The organism is Streptomyces sp. NPDC032472, from assembly GCF_040636955.1.
Taxonomy (GTDB): domain Bacteria; phylum Actinomycetota; class Actinomycetes; order Streptomycetales; family Streptomycetaceae; genus Streptomyces.
The window spans coordinates 170,631-190,691 of the sequence record NZ_JBEZVK010000007.1; the positions used below are offsets into that span (position 1 = coordinate 170,631).

The 20,061-nt window shown below is 71.0% G+C and carries 13 protein-coding genes and 1 tRNA gene; 7 read left to right on the plus strand and 7 right to left on the minus strand.

Features of this window, described 5'->3' with window-relative positions:
• Positions 1 to 56: 56 nt before the first annotated feature.
• Complete coding sequence (dnaE, locus tag AB0F11_RS06880; RefSeq protein WP_362169180.1) at positions 57 to 3,596, minus strand: DNA polymerase III subunit alpha; 3,540 nt, start codon at positions 3,594 to 3,596, stop codon at positions 57 to 59.
• 180 nt (positions 3,597 to 3,776) lie between these two features.
• On the opposite strand from dnaE, the gene AB0F11_RS06885 reads away from it, so the two are divergent.
• The 5 genes from AB0F11_RS06885 (at position 3,777) to AB0F11_RS06905 (ending at position 9,731) form a co-directional block, all read left to right on the plus strand.
• Entirely contained in the window at positions 3,777 to 5,114 is a 1,338-nt protein-coding gene (locus tag AB0F11_RS06885; RefSeq protein ID WP_362169182.1) for a DUF2252 domain-containing protein, read from the plus strand.
• Between the two features lie 62 nt (positions 5,115 to 5,176).
• On the plus strand, positions 5,177 to 5,872 hold the full coding sequence (locus AB0F11_RS06890; protein ID WP_362169184.1) for a hypothetical protein: 696 nt from the start codon (positions 5,177 to 5,179) through the stop codon (positions 5,870 to 5,872).
• 71 nt (positions 5,873 to 5,943) lie between these two features.
• On the plus strand, positions 5,944 to 6,741 hold the full coding sequence (locus AB0F11_RS06895; protein WP_362169186.1) for a thioredoxin domain-containing protein: 798 nt from the start codon (positions 5,944 to 5,946) through the stop codon (positions 6,739 to 6,741).
• Between the two features lie 141 nt (positions 6,742 to 6,882).
• Entirely contained in the window at positions 6,883 to 8,547 is a 1,665-nt protein-coding gene (locus tag AB0F11_RS06900; RefSeq protein ID WP_362169188.1) for an alkaline phosphatase D family protein, read from the plus strand.
• Between the two features lie 242 nt (positions 8,548 to 8,789).
• Positions 8,790 to 9,731, plus strand: coding sequence for a zinc metalloprotease (locus AB0F11_RS06905; RefSeq protein ID WP_362169224.1), 942 nt, complete (start codon positions 8,790 to 8,792; stop codon positions 9,729 to 9,731).
• A 116-nt stretch (positions 9,732 to 9,847) separates the two neighbouring features.
• On the opposite strand, the gene AB0F11_RS06910 is transcribed toward AB0F11_RS06905, so the two are convergent.
• Positions 9,848 to 10,426, minus strand: a complete 579-nt coding sequence (locus AB0F11_RS06910; protein WP_362169190.1) for a dienelactone hydrolase family protein — start codon at positions 10,424 to 10,426, stop codon at positions 9,848 to 9,850.
• 42 nt (positions 10,427 to 10,468) lie between these two features.
• Here AB0F11_RS06910 and AB0F11_RS06915 point away from each other — a divergent pair, with 42 nt between their 5' ends.
• Entirely contained in the window at positions 10,469 to 11,545 is a 1,077-nt protein-coding gene (locus AB0F11_RS06915; protein ID WP_362169192.1) for a mechanosensitive ion channel domain-containing protein, read from the plus strand.
• A gap of 9 nt (positions 11,546 to 11,554) precedes the next feature.
• Here the strand turns inward: AB0F11_RS06915 and AB0F11_RS06920 are convergent, their stop codons facing one another.
• The 4 genes from AB0F11_RS06920 to AB0F11_RS06935 form a co-directional block, all read right to left on the minus strand.
• Complete coding sequence (locus AB0F11_RS06920; protein WP_362169194.1) at positions 11,555 to 13,147, minus strand: Na+/H+ antiporter; 1,593 nt, start codon at positions 13,145 to 13,147, stop codon at positions 11,555 to 11,557.
• Between the two features lie 204 nt (positions 13,148 to 13,351).
• Positions 13,352 to 14,293 carry an RluA family pseudouridine synthase gene (locus AB0F11_RS06925; protein WP_362169196.1) on the minus strand — a complete coding sequence of 314 codons (942 nt, stop codon included), beginning with the start codon at positions 14,291 to 14,293 and terminating at the stop codon, positions 13,352 to 13,354.
• Between the two features lie 74 nt (positions 14,294 to 14,367).
• Entirely contained in the window at positions 14,368 to 14,928 is a 561-nt protein-coding gene (gene lspA / locus AB0F11_RS06930; protein ID WP_362169198.1) for a signal peptidase II, read from the minus strand.
• Between the two features lie 158 nt (positions 14,929 to 15,086).
• Positions 15,087 to 15,980 (minus strand): TraR/DksA family transcriptional regulator, encoded by an 894-nt coding sequence (locus AB0F11_RS06935; RefSeq protein WP_362169200.1) that lies wholly within the window; start codon positions 15,978 to 15,980, stop codon positions 15,087 to 15,089.
• A 660-nt stretch (positions 15,981 to 16,640) separates the two neighbouring features.
• Between AB0F11_RS06935 and ileS the strand changes: the two genes are divergently transcribed.
• Entirely contained in the window at positions 16,641 to 19,787 is a 3,147-nt protein-coding gene (ileS, locus tag AB0F11_RS06940) for an isoleucine--tRNA ligase (RefSeq protein ID WP_362169202.1), read from the plus strand.
• Positions 19,788 to 19,854: 67 nt separating this feature from the next.
• Here ileS and AB0F11_RS06945 read toward each other — a convergent pair.
• Positions 19,855 to 19,927: transfer RNA gene (locus tag AB0F11_RS06945), tRNA-Ala, on the minus strand.
• Between the last annotated feature and the right edge of the window lie 134 nt (positions 19,928 to 20,061).

Consider the following 20,061-nt stretch of genomic DNA (forward strand, 5'->3'; position numbering starts at 1 on the left):
TTCCGGGCGCGCCCTTCCTCATGCGCGGCAGCAGCGGCGGCGGGCCCCTACCCGCCTCAGCCGGCCAGGCAGGACGGGCCGAGGAGGACCTTGAGGTCGCCGAAGAGGGCCGGGTCGGGCTGGACCCGGTGCCGGTCGAGCCGCAGCACGGTGGTGGTCCGCGGCCCCTGGAGCTTGATCCGCACCTCGGTGTTGCCCTTGTGGTGGCGCAGGATCTCGCCCAGCCGGGTGACCATCGGAGGGGTGACCTTGACGGTGGGGATGGTGAGGACGACGGGGGCGTTGGTGCCGGCGGAGGACAGGTCGGGGACCATCATCTCCATCGCGACGAGCCGGGGGACGTCCTCGCGCTTGTCGAGGCGGCCCTTGACGAAGACGACGGTGTCCTCGACCAGCTGGGTGGAGACGAGCTGGTAGGTCGCCGGGAAGAACATGCACTCGATGGAGCCGGCGAGGTCCTCGACGGTGGCGATGGCCCAGGCGTTGCCCTGCTTGGTCATCTTCCGCTGGAGGCCGGAGATGATGCCGCCGATGGTGACGACGGCGCCGTCGGCGTGCTCGCCGCCGGTGAGCTGGGAGATGCCGGCGTCCGTCTTGTCGGACAGGACGTGCTCCAGGCCGAAGAGCGGGTGGTCGGAGACGTACAGGCCGAGCATCTCGCGCTCCTGGGCGAGCAGGTAGGACTTCTCCCACTCGACGTCGGAGAACTCCACGTCGAGGCCGAAGCCGGGCTCGCTGCTGTCCTCGTCACCCATTCCGCCGAAGAGGTCGAACTGTCCCTCGGCCTCCTTGCGCTTGACCGCGACCACGTTGTCGATCATCGACTCGTGGTGGGCGACCAGGCCCTTTCGGGTGTGGCCCATCTCGTCGTACGCGCCGGCCTTGATCAGCGACTCGATGGTGCGCTTGTTGCAGACGACGGCCTCGACCTTGTCCAGGAAGTCGGGGAAGGAGGAGTACTTCCCCTTGGACTTCCTGGTCTTGATGATCGAGTCGACGACGTTCTGGCCGACGTTGCGGACGGCGGTGAGGCCGAAGAGGATCACGTCGTCGCCCTGGGCGGCGAAGTTGGACTCCGACTCGTTGACGTTCGGCGGGAGCACCTTGATGCCCATGCGGCGGCACTCGTTCAGGTAGATCGCGGACTTGTCCTTGTCGTCCTTGACCGAGGTGAGGAGCCCCGCCATGTACTCGGCCGGGTGGTTGGCCTTGAGGTAGGCGGTCCAGTAGGAGACCAGGCCGTACGCAGCCGAGTGGGCCTTGTTGAAGGCGTAGCCGGCGAAGGGGACCAGCACGTCCCACAGGGCCTGGATGGCTTCGTCGGAGTAGCCGTTCTTGCGGGCGCCCGCCTGGAAGATCGTGAAGTTCTTGGCGAGCTCCTCGGGCTTCTTCTTGCCCATCACGCGGCGCAGGATGTCGGCCTCGCCGAGCGAGTAGCCGGCGATGATCTGGGCGGCCTTCTGCACCTGCTCCTGGTAGACGATCAGGCCGTAGGTGACCGCGAGCACCTCTTCGAGCGGCTTCTCCAGCTCGGGGTGGATCGGGGTGATCTCCTGCTGCTTGTTCTTGCGCAGGGCGTAGTTCGTGTGCGAGTTCATGCCCATCGGGCCCGGCCGGTAGAGGGCCGAGACGGCGGAGATGTCTTCGAAGTTGTCGGGCTTCATCAGGCGCAGCAGGGAGCGCATGGGTCCGCCGTCGAACTGGAAGACGCCGAGGGTGTCGCCGCGCTGGAGCAGCTCGAAGGTCTTGGGGTCGTCGAGCGGGAGGGCCAGGAGGTCGATGTCGATCCCCTTGTTGGCCTTCACCATCTTGACGGCGTCGTCCATGATCGTGAGGTTGCGCAGGCCCAGGAAGTCCATCTTCAGCAGGCCGAGGGACTCGCAGCTCGGGTAGTCCCACTGGGTGATGGTGACCTGGTCGGTGTGGCGCACCCAGACGGGCACGTGGTCGACGATCGGCTCGCTGGACATGATCACGCCGGCGGCGTGCACGCCCATCTGGCGGACCAGGCCCTCCACACCGCGGGCGGTGTCGATGACCTTCTTCACGTCCGGCTCGTTCTCGTACATCGAGCGGATCTCGGCCGCCTCGCTGTAGCGCGGGTGGTTCGGGTCGAGGATGCCGGAGAGCGGGATGCCCTTGCCGAGGACGTCGGCGGGCATGGCCTTGGTGAGCCGGTCGCCCATGGCGTACGGGTAGCCCAGGACGCGCGCGGAGTCCTTGATCGCGTTCTTGGCCTTGATGGTGCCGTAGGTGCCGATCATGGCGACCTTGTCGGCGCCGTACTTCTCGGTGACGTACCTGATCACCTCGACGCGCCGGCGCTCGTCGAAGTCGATGTCGACGTCGGGCATGGAGATGCGCTCGGGGTTGAGGAAGCGCTCGAAGATCAGGCCGTGCGGGATCGGGTCGAGGTCGGTGATGCCCATGGCGTACGCGACGATCGAGCCGGCGGCGGAGCCTCGGCCGGGGCCGACCGCGATGCCCTGGTTCTTGGCCCACATGATGAAGTCGGCGACCACGAGGAAGTAGCCGGGGAAGCCCATCGAGATGATCGTGTCCATCTCGTACTCGACCTGCTTCATGCGGTCCTCGGGGATCCCCCCGGGGAAGCGGCGGTGCATGCCCCGCATGGTCTCCTCGCGGAACCAGGTGACCTCGGTGTAGCCCTCGGGGATGTCGAACTTCGGCATGAGGTTGCGGAAGGTGAACATGCCCTCGGTGTCGACCTGCTCCGCCACCAGCCGGGTGTTGGCGCAGCCCTCCTGCCAGGCGTCCGAGGAGTCGATGGCGTACATCTCCTCCGTGGACTTCAGGTAGTAGCCGGAGCCGTCGAAGCGGAAGCGGTCCGGGTCGGAGAGGTTCTTGCCGGTCTGGATGCACAGCAGGGCGTCGTGGGCGCCGGCCTCGTGCGCGTACGTGTAATGCGAGTCGTTGGTCACCAGCGGCGGGATGCCGAGCTTCTTGCCGATCTCCAGCAGGCCGTCGCGGACGCGGCGCTCGATCTCGATGCCGTGGTCCATCAGCTCCAGGAAGTACCGCTCCTTGCCGAAGATGTCCTGGTAGTCCGAGGCCGCCTTGAGGGCCTCGTCGAACTGGCCGAGGCGCAGCCGGGTCTGCACCTCGCCGGAGGGGCAGCCGGTGGAGGCGATCAGGCCCTCGGACCACTGGGCGATGGTCTCCTTGTCCATGCGCGGCCACTTCGTCAGCCAGCCCTCGGCGTACGCGTCGGAGGACAGCCGGAAGAGGTTGTGCAGGCCGGTGTTGTTCGCCGCCCAGATCGTCTTGTGCGTGTAGCCGCCGGAGCCGGAGACGTCGTCGCGCTTCTGGTGGGGCTGGCCCCACTGGATGCGCCGCTTGTTGCGCCGGGACTCGGGGGCGACATACGCCTCGATGCCGATGATCGGCGTGATCCCGGCCTTCTGCGCCGAGTGGAAGAAATCGTACGCGCCGTGCAGGTTGCCGTGGTCGGACATGGCGATGTGCGACATGCCCATTTCATTGCACGCGGCGAACATGTCCTTGAGCCGCGCAGCACCGTCCAGCAGGGAGTACTGGGTATGTACGTGCAGGTGCGTGAACGGCGTCTTGGCCACGGCGCTGGTCTCCTGGAGGCGGGTGGGGGGCGTGAGGGGGCAGCTTCGAATCCTACGTCCCACGGGTGACACATACGGGGCACCGGACGGTACGGTCGGGCGTTGCAGAACCAGAGGGTCCGCTCCCGCGTCCAGTCGGTCGGAACCCGTACCAGCACGTGCACCAGGAGGCACCCCGCCATGGCGGTCCCCGAGACGACGAACGAACAGCGCGCCGAGCAGATACTCGACGTGTTCGACACCGCCTTCGGTGAGCTCCTCGCCGCCGACCCCGCGGCCTTCCAGGTCAAATTCCGCAAGATGGCGGCCTCCGCCTTCGCCTTCTACCGCGGCACGGCCTGCCTCTTCTACGCCGACCTGGAGCGCGAGCGGCACGGCGGCCCCTACCTGGACGACCGGACCGGCCGGGTGTGGATCCACGGCGACCTGCACGCCGAGAACTTCGGCACGTACATGGACGCCAACGGCCGCCTCGTCTTCAACGTCAACGACTTCGACGAGGCGTACGTGGGCCCCTTCACGTGGGACCTGAAGCGGTTCGCCGCCTCCGTCGCCCTCATCGGCTACTCCAAGGCGCTCGCCGACGAGCAGATCAGCGAGCTGGTGCGGGTCTACGCGGCCGCCTACCGGGAGCGGATCCACGTCCTGGCCTCCGGCGGCGCCAAGCCCGGTGACCTGCCGGAACCCCCCTCCTTCACCCTGGACACCTCCCGGGGCCCGCTGCTGGACGCCCTGCGCTCGGCCCGCGCCCGCACCCGCTTCTCCCTGCTGGACTCGATGACCGAGATCCGCGACCACGAGCGCCGCTTCACCTCCGGCGGCGGCTCCATCGAGCTGGACGCGGCGACCCGGTACAAGGTGCTGGCCGCCTTCGACGGGTACCTGGAGACCCTGCCCGACGAATCGCTGGTGCGCCCGGACTCCTACCGGGTCAAGGACGTGGTGGGCCGCCGCGGCGTCGGCATCGGCTCGGCCGGCCTGCCCTCGTACAACATCCTGCTGGAGGGCCACAGCGACGCCCTCGAGAACGACGTGGTGATCTACCTCAAGCAGGCGCAGACCCCCGCCGTGTCCCGGCACATCACCGACCGGGCGGTGCGCGAGTACTTCCGCCACGAGGGGCACCGCACGGTGATCTCGCAGCGGGCGCTCCAGGCGCACGCCGACCCGTGGCTGGGCTGGACGGAGCTGGACGGTGCCGGGCAGCTGGTCGCCGAGGTCTCCCCGTACGCGGTGGACCTGGACTGGTCGGACCTGGACGAGCCGGAGGAGATCGCGGCCGTGGTCGCCGACCTGGGCCGGGCGACCGCGACCATGCACGCCGCGGCCGACGAGGCCGGCAGCGGGCACAGCCTGGTCCCGTTCTCCACGGAGCGCGCCATCGACGCCGCGATCGCCGCCGACGAGGAGGGCTTCGCCGCACTCCTGGTGGACTTCGCGCACGCCTACGGGGCCCGGGCCCGCGCCGACCACCAGATCTTCGTGGACCTCTTCCGCAACGGCCGGATCCGGCCGTAGGACCCGGCCCCCGCGGAACCCGGGGGCACGGTTTCACAGGGAGTCGTGGCACACTCGCGCCGATGGACATATCAGGGGCAGGAACCAGGGGGCTGCGGGCCGCGCTGTTCAGCGCGCTCGTCGTGCTGCTCTCGGCCGGCTCGCACGTCCTGATGTCGCGGGTGCCGCTGCCGCCGTCGCTGGTGGGCGGGGCCTTCGCCGCGGTCTTCCTGATCGCGTACGCGCTGGCGGGCCGCGAGCGGGGTTTCGGTCCCATCGCCGCCCTGCTGGTGCCGCTGGAGCTGGCCGCCGACACCGTCTTCAACGCCGGCCAGCACGTCTGCTACGGGCCGGCCGGCGGGCCCGTCTCCGGTCCGCTGCGCGCGCTCGGCCTGGACGAGCTGTGCGGCGGCGCCCCGCTGGGCGGGCCGCTGGCCGAGGTGGCCGGCCCCGCCGCCGACCCGGCCGCCCTGCTGGCCGCGCCGGGGCCGTGGACGCCCTGGCTGCTGCTCGGCGCGCACGTCTCGGTCGGACTGCTGGCCGCGGCCTGGCTGCGCCACGGCGAGCGGGCGCTGGGCCGGCTGCTGCGCGCGGTGGCCGCCCTCGCCTTCCGGCCGCTGACCCTGGCGGCCGCCTCGGCCACCGCACCGCTCGCCGCCCGTCGGGCGGGGCGCGGGCGCCGGCCGGATCCCGCGGGCCCGGCGGCCCGCACCCGCTTCCCCGCCCACTCCGTGGGGCGCCGGGGGCCGCCCGTGCGCGGCGCACTCGTGTGCGCCTGACCCCGTACGGCACGTCCCCCCCTTTCGACCTCTGACGTTTCCCACGTCACACCACCCCACGGAGATCCACCATGAGTGCACGCAACAGCCAGGCGAACAAGGCGGCGGCCCGCGACCGGCTGCGCGCCGAGCGCGAGAAGCAGGCGAAGAAGGACAAGGTGCGCCGCCAGGTGCTCGTGGCCGGCGCGGTCGTCGCCGTCCTCGCCCTGGCCGGCGGGATCGGCTACCTGGTCGTCCAGAACAGCCAGCCCGGCGAGTGGGAGAAGGCCGCCAAGGCCGAGCTCGTCGCCCCGAAGAACACCACGGGCGAGGACGGCACGACCGTCGTCATCGGCAAGGCCGACGCCAAGAAGACCCTTGAGCTGTACGAGGACGCGCGCTGCCCGGTCTGCTCCCAGTTCGAGCAGACCGTCGGCCCGCAGCTGAAGAAGGACGTCGACGCCGGCAAGTACAAGCTGCAGTTCGTCGGTGCGACCTTCCTCGACAACGCGTTCCACGGCACCGGCTCGAAGAACGCGCTCAGCGCGCTCGGCGCGGCGCTGAACGTCAGCCCCGAGGCGTTCCTGGAGTACAAGGCGGCGCTGTACTCGAAGGAGAACCACCCGGACGAGCGCGACGACAAGTTCAGCAAGGACGACTACCTGCTGAAGGTCGCCGACCAGGTGCCGGCGCTCAAGGGCAACGCCGAGTTCAAGAAGGCCGTCGAGGACGGCACGTACAACCGCTGGGCTGTCGAGATGTCGAAGCTCTTCGACAAGGCGGGCGTCAAGGGCACCCCGGCGCTGAAGATGGACGGCAAGCAGATCGAGATCGAGAAGATGACGCCGGAGTCCTTCACGGCCTCGGTCGACAAGGCCCTCGCGGGCTGACCGGTTCCGGAGCAGGCTGACGGGTCTGCAGCGGGCCGACCGCACCCCCACCCAACAGGCGGGCGAACTTCGAAAGTTCGCCCGCCTGTTGCTTGCACGGGGCTGTACCAGCGGTTATACCCGTCAGTAATATCATCGCCCGTGACCAGTCAACTCACCTCCCACACCGCGGCAACTCCCCGCCGCCGCACGGTCGTCAAGGCCGCTGCGGCCACCGCGGCCCTCACGCCCTTCGCTGCGGCCGCCCTGGGTACCTCCACCGCCTCGGCGGCGGACAGCGGACCCGCCTTCCTGCACGGCGTCGCCTCCGGCGACCCGCTGCCCGACGGCATCCTGCTGTGGACCCGCATCACCCCGACTCCCGAGGCCGTGCCCGGCTCGGGCGCCGGCCCGGACGTCCGGGTCGGCTGGGAAGTGGCCGAGGACAAGGGCTTCTCCCGGATCGTCGCGAGCGGCACGGTCACGGCGAGCGCCTCCGCCGACCACACCGTCAAGGCCGACGTACGGGGACTGAAGCCGCAGACGCCGTACTTCTACCGGTTCACCGCCGACCGCACCGTCTCCCCGGTCGGGCGGACGCTGACCGCGCCCGGCCACGACACGACGACCCCCGGGGTCCGCTTCGGCGTGGTCTCCTGCGCCAACTGGGAGTCGGGCTACTTCTCCCCCTACCGGCACCTGGCCGCGCGTACCGACCTGCACGCCGTGCTGCACCTGGGCGACTACATCTACGAGTACCAGAGCGGCGGCTACCCCGAGGCGAAGTACGTCGTCCGCCCGCACGAGCCGAAGCACGAGATCACCACCCTCGCCGACTACCGCACCCGGCACGGGAAGTACAAGACGGACGGGGACCTCCAGGCGCTGCACGCCGCGCACCCGATCGTCGCCATCTGGGACGACCACGAGTTCGCCAACGACGCCTGGTCGGGCGGCGCGGAGAACCACACGCCGGGCACCGAGGGCGACTGGGCGGTCCGCGCGGCCGCCGCCAAGCAGGCGTACTTCGAGTGGATGCCGGTCCGCACCTCCACCGCCGGCACCGTCTACCGGCGGCTGCGCTTCGGTACCCTCGCCGACCTGCACCTGCTGGACCTGCGCAGTTTCCGCTCCCAGCAGGTCAAGATAGGCAGCGGCGGGGTGGACGACCCGGAGCGCACCATCACCGGGCGCGCCCAGCTGGACTGGCTGAAGGCGGGCCTCGCGGGCTCGAACGCGACCTGGAAGCTGGTCGGAACCTCGGTGATGATCTCCCCGGTCGCCTTCGGCTCGCTGCCGGCGCACCTGCTGGCGCCGCTCGCCAAGCTCCTCGGCCTGCCCGAGGGCGGCATCACGATCAGCACGGACCAGTGGGACGGGTACACCGACGACCGCAAGGAGCTGCTGGGCCACCTGAAGGACCGGAACATCAAGAACACGGTGTTCCTGACGGGCGACATCCACATGGCCTGGGCCAACGAGGTCCCGGTGAACATGGCGACGTACCCGGGGTCGGGGACGGCCGCGACGGAGTTCGTGGTGACGTCGGTGACCTCGGACAACATCGACGACCTGCTGCACGTGCCGGCGCACACCGTCTCGCTGGCCGCGGAAGCCGCCATCCGCTCCGCCAACTGGCACGCGAAGTGGCTGGACATGGACTCGCACGGCTACGGCGTGCTGGACGTGACGGCCGAGCGCTCGCAGATGGACTACTACGTCGTCTCCGACAAGCGGAAGCAGGACGCCACCTCGTCTTGGGCCCGTTCGTACCGCACGCTGAACGGCACGCAGAAGGTGGAGCGGAGCTGGGACCCGGTCCACTGAGCTTCCTGCCGGAATCCTGACGGACCGTCAATTCTCTTGTGACACGGGGCTCCTGGTGCAGACCAGGGGCCCCGGGAAACCCAGAAGCAACAAATCTTTTACTTCAAGGTCTTGCGGCATGCATGACATGGACACATAAGCTTCGCGCCAGCGTGAGGAAATCCCTCACCCCCCACCACGCTTCGCGAGGAGTCAACGTGCGCGCTGCTGCCCGCATATCCCCCAAGCTCCGCCGCCGCCTCATGGGCACGGCCGTCCTGGCCGGCACCCTGGCGTTTGCCCCGCTCACCGCCCCCACCACCGTGGCCGCGGCCAAGACCGGTGCCGAGTCCTGTGCCGACGCGCCGGCCGCCGCCGCCAACGCCCGCGTCGCCAAGCCCAAGGCCGCGCACGCCGCCGAGCCCAACGAGGTGACGGACTCCCAGGTCAAGGCCATGGACGCCGACCTGGCCAAGAAGCTCGCCCAGGTCGGCCCGCAGCGCCAGATGCGCGCCGCCGAGGTCACCGCCGCGACCACCATCCCGGTCTACGTCCACGTCATCACCAACGGCTCCCAGGGCCAGCTGACGTCGACGGACATCAACAACCAGATCGCCGTCCTCAACGCCGCCTACAGCGGCAACGGCAACGGCAACGTCGACTCCGGCTTCCAGTTCTCCCTGGCCGGAACCGACTACACCGACAACGCGAGCTGGTACACGGTCTCCGACGGCACCCAGGCCGAGAAGGACATGAAGACCGCGCTGCGCAAGGGCGGCAAGAACGCGCTGAACATCTACACCGCCGACCTCGGCGGCGGCCTGCTCGGCTGGGCCACCTTCCCGAGCTCCTACGCCTCCCAGCCGAACATGGACGGCGTGGTCCTGCTCAACTCCTCGCTGCCGGGCGGCTCCGCCGCCAACTACAACGAGGGCGACACGGCCACCCACGAGGTCGGCCACTGGATGGGCCTGTACCACACCTTCCAGGGCGGCTGCACGGGCAGCGGCGACTCCGTCGCCGACACCCCGGCCGAGAAGAGCGCCGCGTTCGAGTGCCCGACCGGCCGCGACAGCTGCACCAGCAAGGCCGGCGTGGACCCGATCCACAACTTCATGGACTACACGTACGACTCGTGCATGTACCAGTTCACCGCGGGTCAGGTCTCCCGCATGAAGAGCATGTGGACCGCGTACCGCGCCTGATCACGGCCGCGGCAGCCGTAACGGCACCATGAGACGAGGGGCAGGGCACACAACGTGCCCTGCCCCTCCGTGCGTCTGCGCCGGCCCTCGTCGTCGCCGACGCCGGCCCATGCGTCCTACAGGCTGTCGAGGAAGGCGAGCGCCGCCTTCCAGGTCTGCTCGGCGGCCTCCGCGTCGTAGTCCTCCAGCTCCGGATCCGTGAACAGGTGCCCGGCCCCCGGGTAGCGGTGCACCTCCACGTCCGCGCCCGCCCGCTGCATCCGCAGGTACCAGGCCGTCAGCCAGTCGTGCGACTCGAACGGGTCCGGGTCCGCGACGTGCAGCTGCACCGGCAGGTCGTCGACCGCCGCGTCCTCCTCCAGGTCCGCCGTGCCGTGCAGGAGCAGCAGCCCGCGCGCCTTCTCGTCGGCCAGTGCGAGGTGCTGGGCCAGGGAACCGCCGAAGGAGAAGCCCGCGTAGACCAGCCCCTCGTCGGAGTGGGGGGCGGCGGCGAGCACCGCGCGCTTGAGCAGCTCGTCGCGGCCGAGCTCGTCCCGGTACTCCATGCCCTCCTCGACCGTCTCGAAGGTGCGGCCCTCGAACAGATCCGGCACCTGCACCCGGTGCCCGGCCGCGCGCAGCCGGTCGGCCGCCGCGTGCACCGCGGGCCGCAGCCCGTACGTCGAATGGAAAAGCACGATGTTCATGCACCCCATCGTGCCAGTTTCCGGGCCCCCGTTCCGGTTACGTTCAACTCCATGGACTCGGACTCCGTTCTGCGCCCCTTCACCGCGATCGCCGGCGCGCTGGTCATCACCGTGATCGCCGGGTGGCTGCTGGACCTGCTGCTGCTCCGCGCGGACGCCCGGCACGGCGAGACCCCGCTGTGGGGGCTGCTGCGCCGCTGCCGCCTGTCGTTCCAGGTGTTCCTGTGCGCGCTGCTGCTGCGCGGCTCCTACCGGCAGGCCCGGATCCTGCCCGAGCACTCCACCGCCGTGGGGCGCACCCTGGTCCTCGTCCTGATCGCCTCGGCGGCCTGGCTGCTGGTGCGCATCGCGACCGCCGTCGTGGACTCCGCGTACGCCCGCTTCGCCGACCGGACCGCCGACGAGGCGCGGGTGCGCCGGGTGCGTACGCAGATCACGCTGATCCACCGGGTGGTCACGGCGGTGGTCGTGGTGGTCTCGGTGGCGGCGATGCTGCTGACCTTCCCGGAGATGCGGGCCGTCGGCGCCTCCATGCTGGCCTCGGCCGGCCTCATCGGCATCGTCGCCGGCATCGCCGCCCAGTCCACCCTCGGCAACCTCTTCGCCGGCCTGCAGATCGCCTTCGGCGACACCGTCCGCATCGGCGACACCGTGGTGGTGGACGGCGAGTGGGGCACGGTCGAGGAGATCACGCTGACCTTCCTGGTGGTCCGCACCTGGGACGAGCGCCGGATCACGATGCCTGTGTCGTATTTCACCTCCAAGCCGTACGAGAACTGGTCCCGCGGCGGCGCGCAGATGACCGGAACCGTCTACTGGCACCTGGACCACAGCGCCCCGCTGGAGCTGATGCGCGAGCAGCTCCAGCGGATCCTGGACGAGGTGCCGGCCTGGGACGGCCGCACCGCCGGCCTGGCCGTGACGGACACCACACCCCACACCATCCAGGTCCGGGCGGTGGTCACCGCCAAGGACGGCTCCGACATCTGGACGGTGCGCTGCGCGGTCCGCGAGCGCCTGCTCGCCTGGCTGGTGGCCCACCACCCGTACGCGCTGCCCCGCATCGCGACGTCCCCGGCCGCTCCCCCGCCGGCGGGCCCGGGCCGCGATCCCGTGGCGGGACTCTGAAGGCGCGCGTCAGGGGGTCCGCAGGCTGCGGACGTCCAGGTGCCGCAGCACCCGGTCCACGATCTCCGGGTCGGCCCCCGGCTCGCTGCGCGCGGCCAGCACCTCGTGGCGGGCCGCGGACATCATCTCCTTCTGGATCCGCTGGATGTCGCGGAGGCGCTGGACCCGCTTCGCGTACGCCTCGCGCCGCTCCTCGTCCACCATCTCGGGGCTGATGCGGGCGCCCACGTCGTACGCCCGCCGGTAGAGCAGCTCCATCAGGTCCTCCGGCAGCTCCTCCACCTCCTCGATCTCCTTCAGGCGCCGCTTCGCGGCCTTGGCGGCGCGCACCGCGAGGAGGCGCTCCATCTCCTGCTCGGCGTCGGTGTCGGGCTCCACGCCCAGCCGGCGCACCAGCCACGGCAGGGTCAGGCCCTGGCAGACCAGCGTCGCCATGATCACGGCGAAGGCGATGAAGATGATCTCGTCCCGCGCCGGGAAGGGCGCGCCCCCGTCGACCCTGAGGGGGATGGCCAGCGCCAGGGCGACCGAGGCCACCCCGCGCATCCCGGCCCACCACATCACCACGCTCTCGCGCCACGAGAGCGGGATCTCCTCGTCGTAGTCGCGCCGCGAGTGGAGCCGCTGGGCGAGCCAGCCGGCGGGCAGCAGCCACAGCAGGCGGACGCCGACGACGACGGCGACCACGGCGGCCGCCCAGCCGGCCATCTCCGCCGCGCGGCCGCGTGCGACGCCGAACACGTTGTGCAGTTCGAGCCCGATCAGGCCGAAGGCCACGCCGGTGACCAGGACGTCCACGACCTCCCAGAAGGTGTGCCCGGCCAGCCGACCGAGGACGTCGTCGGCGTCGGTGGCGTACTCGGCGAGGAACAGGGCGGTGGTGAGCACGGCGAGCACGCCCGAGCCGTGGAGCTCCTCGGCGACCACGTACGAGACGAACGGCACGAGCAGGGTCAGCCCGATCTGGAGGGTGGCGTCGCCCAGCCGGCCCATCAGCGCGTTGGCGGCCCAGCCGAGGCCGACGCCGACGGCGAGCGCCACCACGGCGGACAGGACGAACTCGCCGAGGGCGTCCGGCCAGGAGAAGCTGCCGCTGACGGTGGCGGCGACGGCCACGTGGTAGAGCACGATCGCGGTGACGTCGTTGAACAGGCCCTCGCCCTCCAGGATCGACACCATGCGGCGGGGCAGCCCGAGCGAACCGGCGACGGCCGTGGCCGCGACCGGGTCGGGCGGGGCCACCAGCGCGCCGAGCGCCAAGGCCGCGGCCACCGGCAGCCCGGGGACGACCGCGTGCGCGACGGCGCCGACGGCGGCCGTGGTGACGAAGACGAGGGCGACGGCGAGGAGCAGGATGGGCCGGACGTTGGCGGCGAACTGCCGCCAGGAGGTGCGCTGCGCGGAGGCGTAGAGCAGCGGCGGCAGCACCAGCGGCAGGATGTACTCGGGCGGGACGTCGACGTTCGGCACCGCGGGCACGAGCGCGAGGGCGGCGCCGCCCATGGTCATCAGGACGGGCGCGGGCAGCCGGAGCCGGTCCCCGAGCGGCACGGTGACGACCGCGCCGAGCAGCAGCACGAACAGCAGGGCGAGCTGATCCACTCCCCCACCCTGCCAGGACGCTGCGCTGTGCCCGGGTATTTGGGCTTCCCCGCCCCGCCCCTTCCCGCTGTGCCGGACATGCGGCTCCGCCGCGTGGCGGGCTCCGCCCGGATCCGGTCCGCCTCGAACGCCGGCGGGACCGAAAGACCCGGGCGCTCCGCGCCCGGTGCGCTCAAACGCCGCGCGGGCTGGATCGGGCCCGTTCTACTCGCTCTCGGCGCGGATCACGTCCAGCGCGTGCTGCAGGTCGGCCGGGTAGCTGCTCTCGAACTCCACCCACTGGCCGTCCGCCGGGTGCTCGAACCCGAGCCGCACCGCGTGCAGCCACTGGCGGGTCAGCTTCAGCCGCTTGGCGATGGTCGGGTCGGCCCCGTACGTGAGGTCGCCGACGCACGGGTGCCGGTGCGCGGACATGTGCACGCGGATCTGGTGCGTACGGCCGGTCTCCAGCTTGATGTCCAGCAGCGAGGCGGCGCGGAAGGCCTCGATCAGGTCGTAGTGGGTGACCGACGGCTTGCCGTCCTGGGTGACGGCCCACTTGTAGTCCGCGCTGGGGTGCCGGCCGATCGGCGCGTCGATGGTGCCGCTCATCGGGTCCGGGTGGCCCTGGACCAGCGCGTGGTACCGCTTGTCCACGACCCGCTCGCGGAACTGGTTCTTCAGGGAGGTGTACGCGCGCTCCGACTTGGCGACGGCCATCAGCCCGGAGGTGCCGACGTCGAGGCGGTGCACGATGCCCTGGCGCTCGGCGGCGCCGGAGGTGGAGATCCGGTAGCCGGCGGCGGCGAGGCCGCCGATGACGGTGGTGCCGGTCCAGCCGGGGCTGGGGTGGGCGGCGACGCCGACCGGCTTCATGATGACGACGACGTCCTCGTCGTCGTGGATGATCTCCATGCCGGGCACCGGCTCGGCGACGACCTCGACCGCCCGCGGCGGGGCCGGCATCTCGACCTCGAGCCAGGCGCCGCCGTGCACCCGCTCGGACTTCCCGACGACACTGCCGTCGACCGAGACCTTGCCCGCGGCGGCGAGCTCGGCCGCCTTGGTCCGGGAAAACCCGAACATACGGGAGATGGCGGCGTCGACGCGCTCGCCTTCGAGGCCATCGGGAACGGGCAGGGTGCGGATCTCGGGAATCGTACTCACCCGTCGAGTATGCCGGACTCCGCGCGGGCCCCGTCCCGGCCGAGCCCCGCGCAGGCCCTCCCGGGACCCGCGGATCAGTCCTTGTGGACCGTGCCGTCCGGGTCCAGGCCCTTGAACGAGAGCAGCACGATCAGGATGCCGCCGCAGACGATCGCCGAGTCGGCGAGGTTGAAGACGGCGAAGTGGGCGGGGGCGACGAAGTCGACGACGGCACCGCGGAAGACGCCCGGCGAGCGGAAGATCCGGTCGGTCAGGTTGCCGAGCGCACCGCCCAGCAGCAGGCCGAGCGCGATCGCCCAGGGCAGGCTGTACAGCTTGCGGGCGAGCCGGACGATCACCACGATCACGGTGGCCGCGATCAGCGTGAAGATGATCGTGAAGGCCTCGCCGAAGCCGAACGCGGCGCCGGGGTTGCGGATCGCGTCGAACTTCAGCAGGTCGCCGATGATCCGGATCGGCGGCTGGTGCTCCAGCTTGGCGACGACGACCATCTTGCTGCCGAGGTCGAGCAGGTAGGCGAGCACGGCGACCACCAGCAGCGCAGCGATCCGCCGGCGCCCCCGGGGGGCTGCGGAACCGGGCTGGGCGTCGTCCCCGACCTCCGGCGTACCGATGATGCGCTCCGCCTCTGTCACGTGAGTCCCTCGAACTAGCTCGAACCAGGTTTCCGACGGCACAGTCCTGCCAGGTTCCTGGACCCTGACGAGCACGAGAGTACGTCAGGGTCCGCCGTCGGCGCCGCCCGGGCCGGGCCTTTTGTGCGGCTGCCCGTGCGACGTCCCGTGCGGCCGGCCTAGTGGCGCCGCTCCTGCTTCTGCTTGCAGTCCACGCACAGGGTGGCCCGCGGGAAGGCCTGCATCCTGGCCTTGCCGATGGGCTTCCCGCAGTTCTCGCAGAGCCCGTAGGTGCCCGCGTCGAGCCGTTCCAGGGCCCGCTCGGTCTGCTCCAGCATCTCGCGCGCGTTGGCGGCGAGGGCCAGCTCGGACTCGCGGGTGATGTTCTTGGTGCCGGTGTCGGCCTGGTCGTCGCCCGCGCCGTCGCCGGAGTCGCGCATCAGGCCCGAGATCGCCTCGTCCGACGCGTGCAGCTCCGCGCGCAGCCGCGTGACCTCGCTCATCAGCTCGGTCCGCGCCTCGGCGACCTCCGCGGCGGTCCAGGGGTCCTCCCCGGGCCGTACGGCGAGCTCGCCGGGGGCCGTGGCGGCGGTCACCCTCGTCTTGGGCAGCCCGCTGGTGGCGGCCGCAGCCGTCTTCCTGGCCGTGCCGGTGCTCTTCTTGGCAACCACTTTCCGGGCTCCCGTCTGTTGCGCGGCCTGCGCCGCCCCCTCGGCCCCGGCCGCCTTGGCCGTGGCCTTCCTCACGGTCGTCGCGGCCGCCGTGCGGGCGCCGGCCGCCTTGGTGGCCGCGGTCTTCTCGGCCGCCGCCTTGGTGGCCGGGGTCTTGCCGGCCGCGATCTTGCCGGCTGCGGCCTTGGCCGTGGCCTTGGTGGGCGCGGTCTTCACGACCGTGGAGTTCTTGGCCGTGGTGGAGTTCTTGGCCGTGGTGGAGTTCTTGGCCGGCGCCTTCTTCGCCGTGGACTTCACGGCCGCCGTCTTCTTCGCCGCCGCCGGGCTCCTCTTCGCCGTGGCGGCCTTCTTGGCCACCGTCTTCACAGCCGTCTTCACGGCCGTCTTCACAGCCGTCTTCACGGCTGCCTTCCCGGTTGCCTTCCCGGCCTTCTCGGCGGCCTTCCCGACAGCCTTCTCGGGAGGACTCCCGGCAGTCTTTTTCGCCACCATGGCCGCGGCCCCTTCACATACTGTGACCTTGCACGCGAATCGTGCCGGAACGATAAATCGACTCCCGTCCCGCGGCAACGGGGCACGCGTCCGTCGAGGCCAACCTGCATCCGTTGTGCCCAGCAGCGAGCCCGGTAATCCGCCCCACCCGTCCCACCCGATCCCCCAGCGGCGCACCCGACCGTTCGGGTCAAGCCACCGCCCGCCCCCGTACGCCGCCCCGCGCCCCCGCCCGCGCCCCGCCCCCGGGCCCCCGTAAACCGGTCTGCCGAGCACGCCCCCGCCCCGTACACTGGGCCCAGCGAAAGGCATGGACGGGGACGAGTAGCGTCGGACGCAGCCGTGAGCGACCCGGGGACGGTGAGAGCCCGGGGGCGAGCGCGACGTGAAGGATCACCCCTGAGCCGCCGGAAGAACGCCCGCACCGCGGGTCAGTAGAACCGGCTCGCACCCCAATGAGGGGGCCACCGGACCCGTCCGGCGGCCAAGGAGGGTGGTACCGCGGGAGCCGAGCGCTCTCGTCCCTCCGGACGGAGAGACGAAACCCGCCGGAGGAAGACGAAAAGCCTCATGACGAACCCGCCGCAGTACCGCCAGGTCCCCGCCCAGGTCGACCTGCCCGCGCTGGAGCACGCCGTCCTGGAGTTCTGGCAGGAGCACAAGACCTTCGCCAAGACCCTCGAGCAGTCCGAGGGCCGCCCCGAATGGGTCTTCTACGAGGGCCCGCCGACCGCGAACGGCATGCCCGGCGCGCACCACATCGAGGCCCGCGTCTTCAAGGACGTCTTCCCCCGCTTCCGCACCATGCGCGGCTACCACGTGGCCCGCAAGGCCGGCTGGGACTGCCACGGCCTGCCCGTCGAGCTCGCCGTCGAGAAGGAGCTCGGCTTCAACGGCAAGCAGGACATCGAGGCCTACGGCATCGCCGAGTTCAACGCCAAGTGCCGCGAGTCCGTGACCCGCCACACCGACGCGTTCACCGAGCTCACGACCCGCATGGGCTACTGGGTCGACCTCGACGAGGCGTACCGGACCATGGACCCGGAGTACGTGGAGTCGGTCTGGTGGTCCCTGAAGGAGATCTTCAACAAGGGCCTGCTGGTCCAGGACCACCGCGTCGCCCCCTGGTGCCCGCGCTGCGGCACCGGCCTGTCCGACCACGAGCTGGCCCAGGGCTACGAGACGGTCGTCGACCCCTCCGTCTTCGTCCGCTTCCCCCTGACCTCCGGCCCGCTGGCCGGCGAGGCGGCGCTCCTCGTCTGGACGACCACGCCCTGGACCCTGGTGTCCAACACGGCCGTCGCGGCGCACCCCGAGGTCACCTACGTGGTGGCCGGCAACGGGACCGAGAAGCTGGTCGTCGCGCAGCCGCTGCTGGAGAAGGCGCTCGGCGAGGGCTGGGAGGCCACCGGCGAGACCTTCACCGGCAAGGACATGGAGCGCTGGACCTACCGCCGCCCCTTCGAGCTGGTGCCCTTCGAGGCCCCGGCCCACTTCGTGGTCAACGCGGACTACGTCACCACCGAGGACGGCACCGGTCTGGTCCACCAGGCCCCGGCCTTCGGCGCCGACGACCTCGCGGTCTGCCGCGCGTACGGCCTGCCGGTCGTGAACCCGGTCCGCCCCGACGGCACCTTCGCCGAGGAGGTCCCGCTGGTCGGCGGCGTCTTCTTCAAGAAGGCCGACGAGAAGCTGACCGCCGACCTCGACGCCCGCGGCCTGCTCTTCAAGCACATCGCCTACGAGCACAGCTACCCCCACTGCTGGCGCTGCCACACCGCGCTGCTCTACTACGCGCAGCCGTCCTGGTACATCCGCACCACCGCCGTCAAGGACGCGATGCTGCGGGAGAACGAGAAGACCAACTGGTTCCCCGAGTCGGTCAAGCAGGGCCGCTTCGGCGACTGGCTGAACAACAACATCGACTGGGCGCTGTCCCGCAACCGCTACTGGGGCACCCCGCTGCCGATCTGGCGCTGCGAGGAGGGCCACCTCACCTGCATCGGCTCGCGCGCCGAGCTGTCGGAACTGTCCGGCCAGGACCACTCGTCCCTGGACCCGCACCGCCCGTACATCGACGACGTCACCTTCCCCTGCACGGCCGAGGGCTGCGCGCACACCGCGGTCCGCGTCCCGGAGGTCATCGACGCCTGGTACGACTCGGGCTCGATGCCGTTCGCGCAGTGGGGCTACCCGTACAAGAACAAGGACGTCTTCGAGAAGCGCTACCCGGCGCAGTTCATCTCCGAGGCGATCGACCAGACCCGCGGGTGGTTCTACACCCTGATGGCGGTCGGCACCCTGGTCTTCGACAAGTCCTCGTACGAGAACGTGGTCTGCCTGGGCCACATCCTCGCCGAGGACGGCCGCAAGATGTCCAAGCACCTGGGCAACATCCTCCAGCCGATCCCGCTCATGGACCAGCACGGCGCGGACGCGGTGCGCTGGTTCATGGCGGCCGGCGGCTCCCCGTGGGCGGCGCGGCGCGTCGGCCACGGCACGATCCAGGAGGTCGTCCGCAAGACGCTCCTCACGTACTGGAACACGGTCGCCTTCCAGGCCCTGTACGCCCGCACCTCGGGCTGGGCGCCGTCGGCGGCCGACCCGGCGCCGGCCGAGCGCACGGTCCTGGACCGCTGGCTGCTGTCCGAGCTGCACGCCCTGACCTCCGAGGTCACCGAGGCGATGGAGGCGTACGACACGCAGCGCGCCGGCAAGCTGCTGTCCGCGTTCGTGGACGACCTGTCGAACTGGTACGTGCGCCGCTCGCGCCGCCGGTTCTGGCAGGGCGACAAGGCGGCGCTGCGCACGCTGCACGACGTGGTGGAGACGGTCACGCGGCTCATGGCGCCGCTGACGCCCTTCATCACGGAGCGGGTGTGGCAGGACATGGTCGTCCCGGTCACGCCGGACGCCCCCGAGTCGGTGCACCTGTCCACGTGGCCGACGGCCGACACGGCGGCGATCGACCCGGTGCTGTCGCAGCAGATGCAGCTGGTGCGGCGCCTGGTCGAGCTGGGGCGCGCCACGCGCGCCGAGTCCGGGGTCAAGACCCGGCAGCCGCTGTCGCGGGCCCTGGTCGGCGCGGCGGGCTTCGACGCCCTGACCCCCGACCTCCAGGCGCAGATCACGGAGGAGCTGAACGTCTCCTCCCTGGCCTCCCTCTCCGAGGTGGGCGGGTCGCTGGTGGACACCACCGCGAAGGCGAACTTCCGGGCGCTGGGCAAGCGGTTCGGCAAGGGCGTCCAGGACGTGGCCAAGGCCGTGGCCGCGGCGGACGCGGCGGCGCTGTCGCTGGCCCTGCGCTCCGGTGAGGCCACGGTGGAGGTGAACGGCGAGGCGGTGGTCCTGACCCCGGAGGAGGTCATCATCACCGAGACGCCGCGTGAGGGCTGGTCGGTGGCCTCCGACTCCGGTGCGACGGTCGCCCTGGACCTGGAGATCACCCCTGAGCTGCGGCTCGCCGGGCTGGCGCGTGACGCGATCCGCCTGATCCAGGAGGCCCGCAAGAACTCCGGGCTGGACGTCGCGGACCGGATCGCCCTGCGGTGGTCCTCGACGGACGCCGAGGTCACCTCGGCCCTGACGGACCACGCGGCCCTGATCGCCGACGAGGTCCTGTCCACGGACTTCGCCGCGGGCGAGGGCGACGAGGCGTACGGCGCCCCGTTCACGGACGAGTCCCTGTCCCTGACGTTCCGCCTCCGCAAGGCGTAACGCCGAACGTACGAAGCGGCGCCTCCCGGTCTCGGGAGGCGCCGCTTCTTTCATGCGCTCGTACGCAGGGAGCGAACCGGATTCGAACCGGCGTCCTCCCTCTTGCTGAGAAGGCGCGACGACCTCTGCGCTACCGCCCCCTGCGCGCGATCACTCTACCCACCGCCCCCGGGCCCCGCTGCGCGGAGCCGTTCCCCAGTCCCGCCCCTTCCCGAAACCGGGCTCCGCCCGGACCCAATCAGCCCGGCCGGCGTTTGAGGCGCGGGGGGAGCGG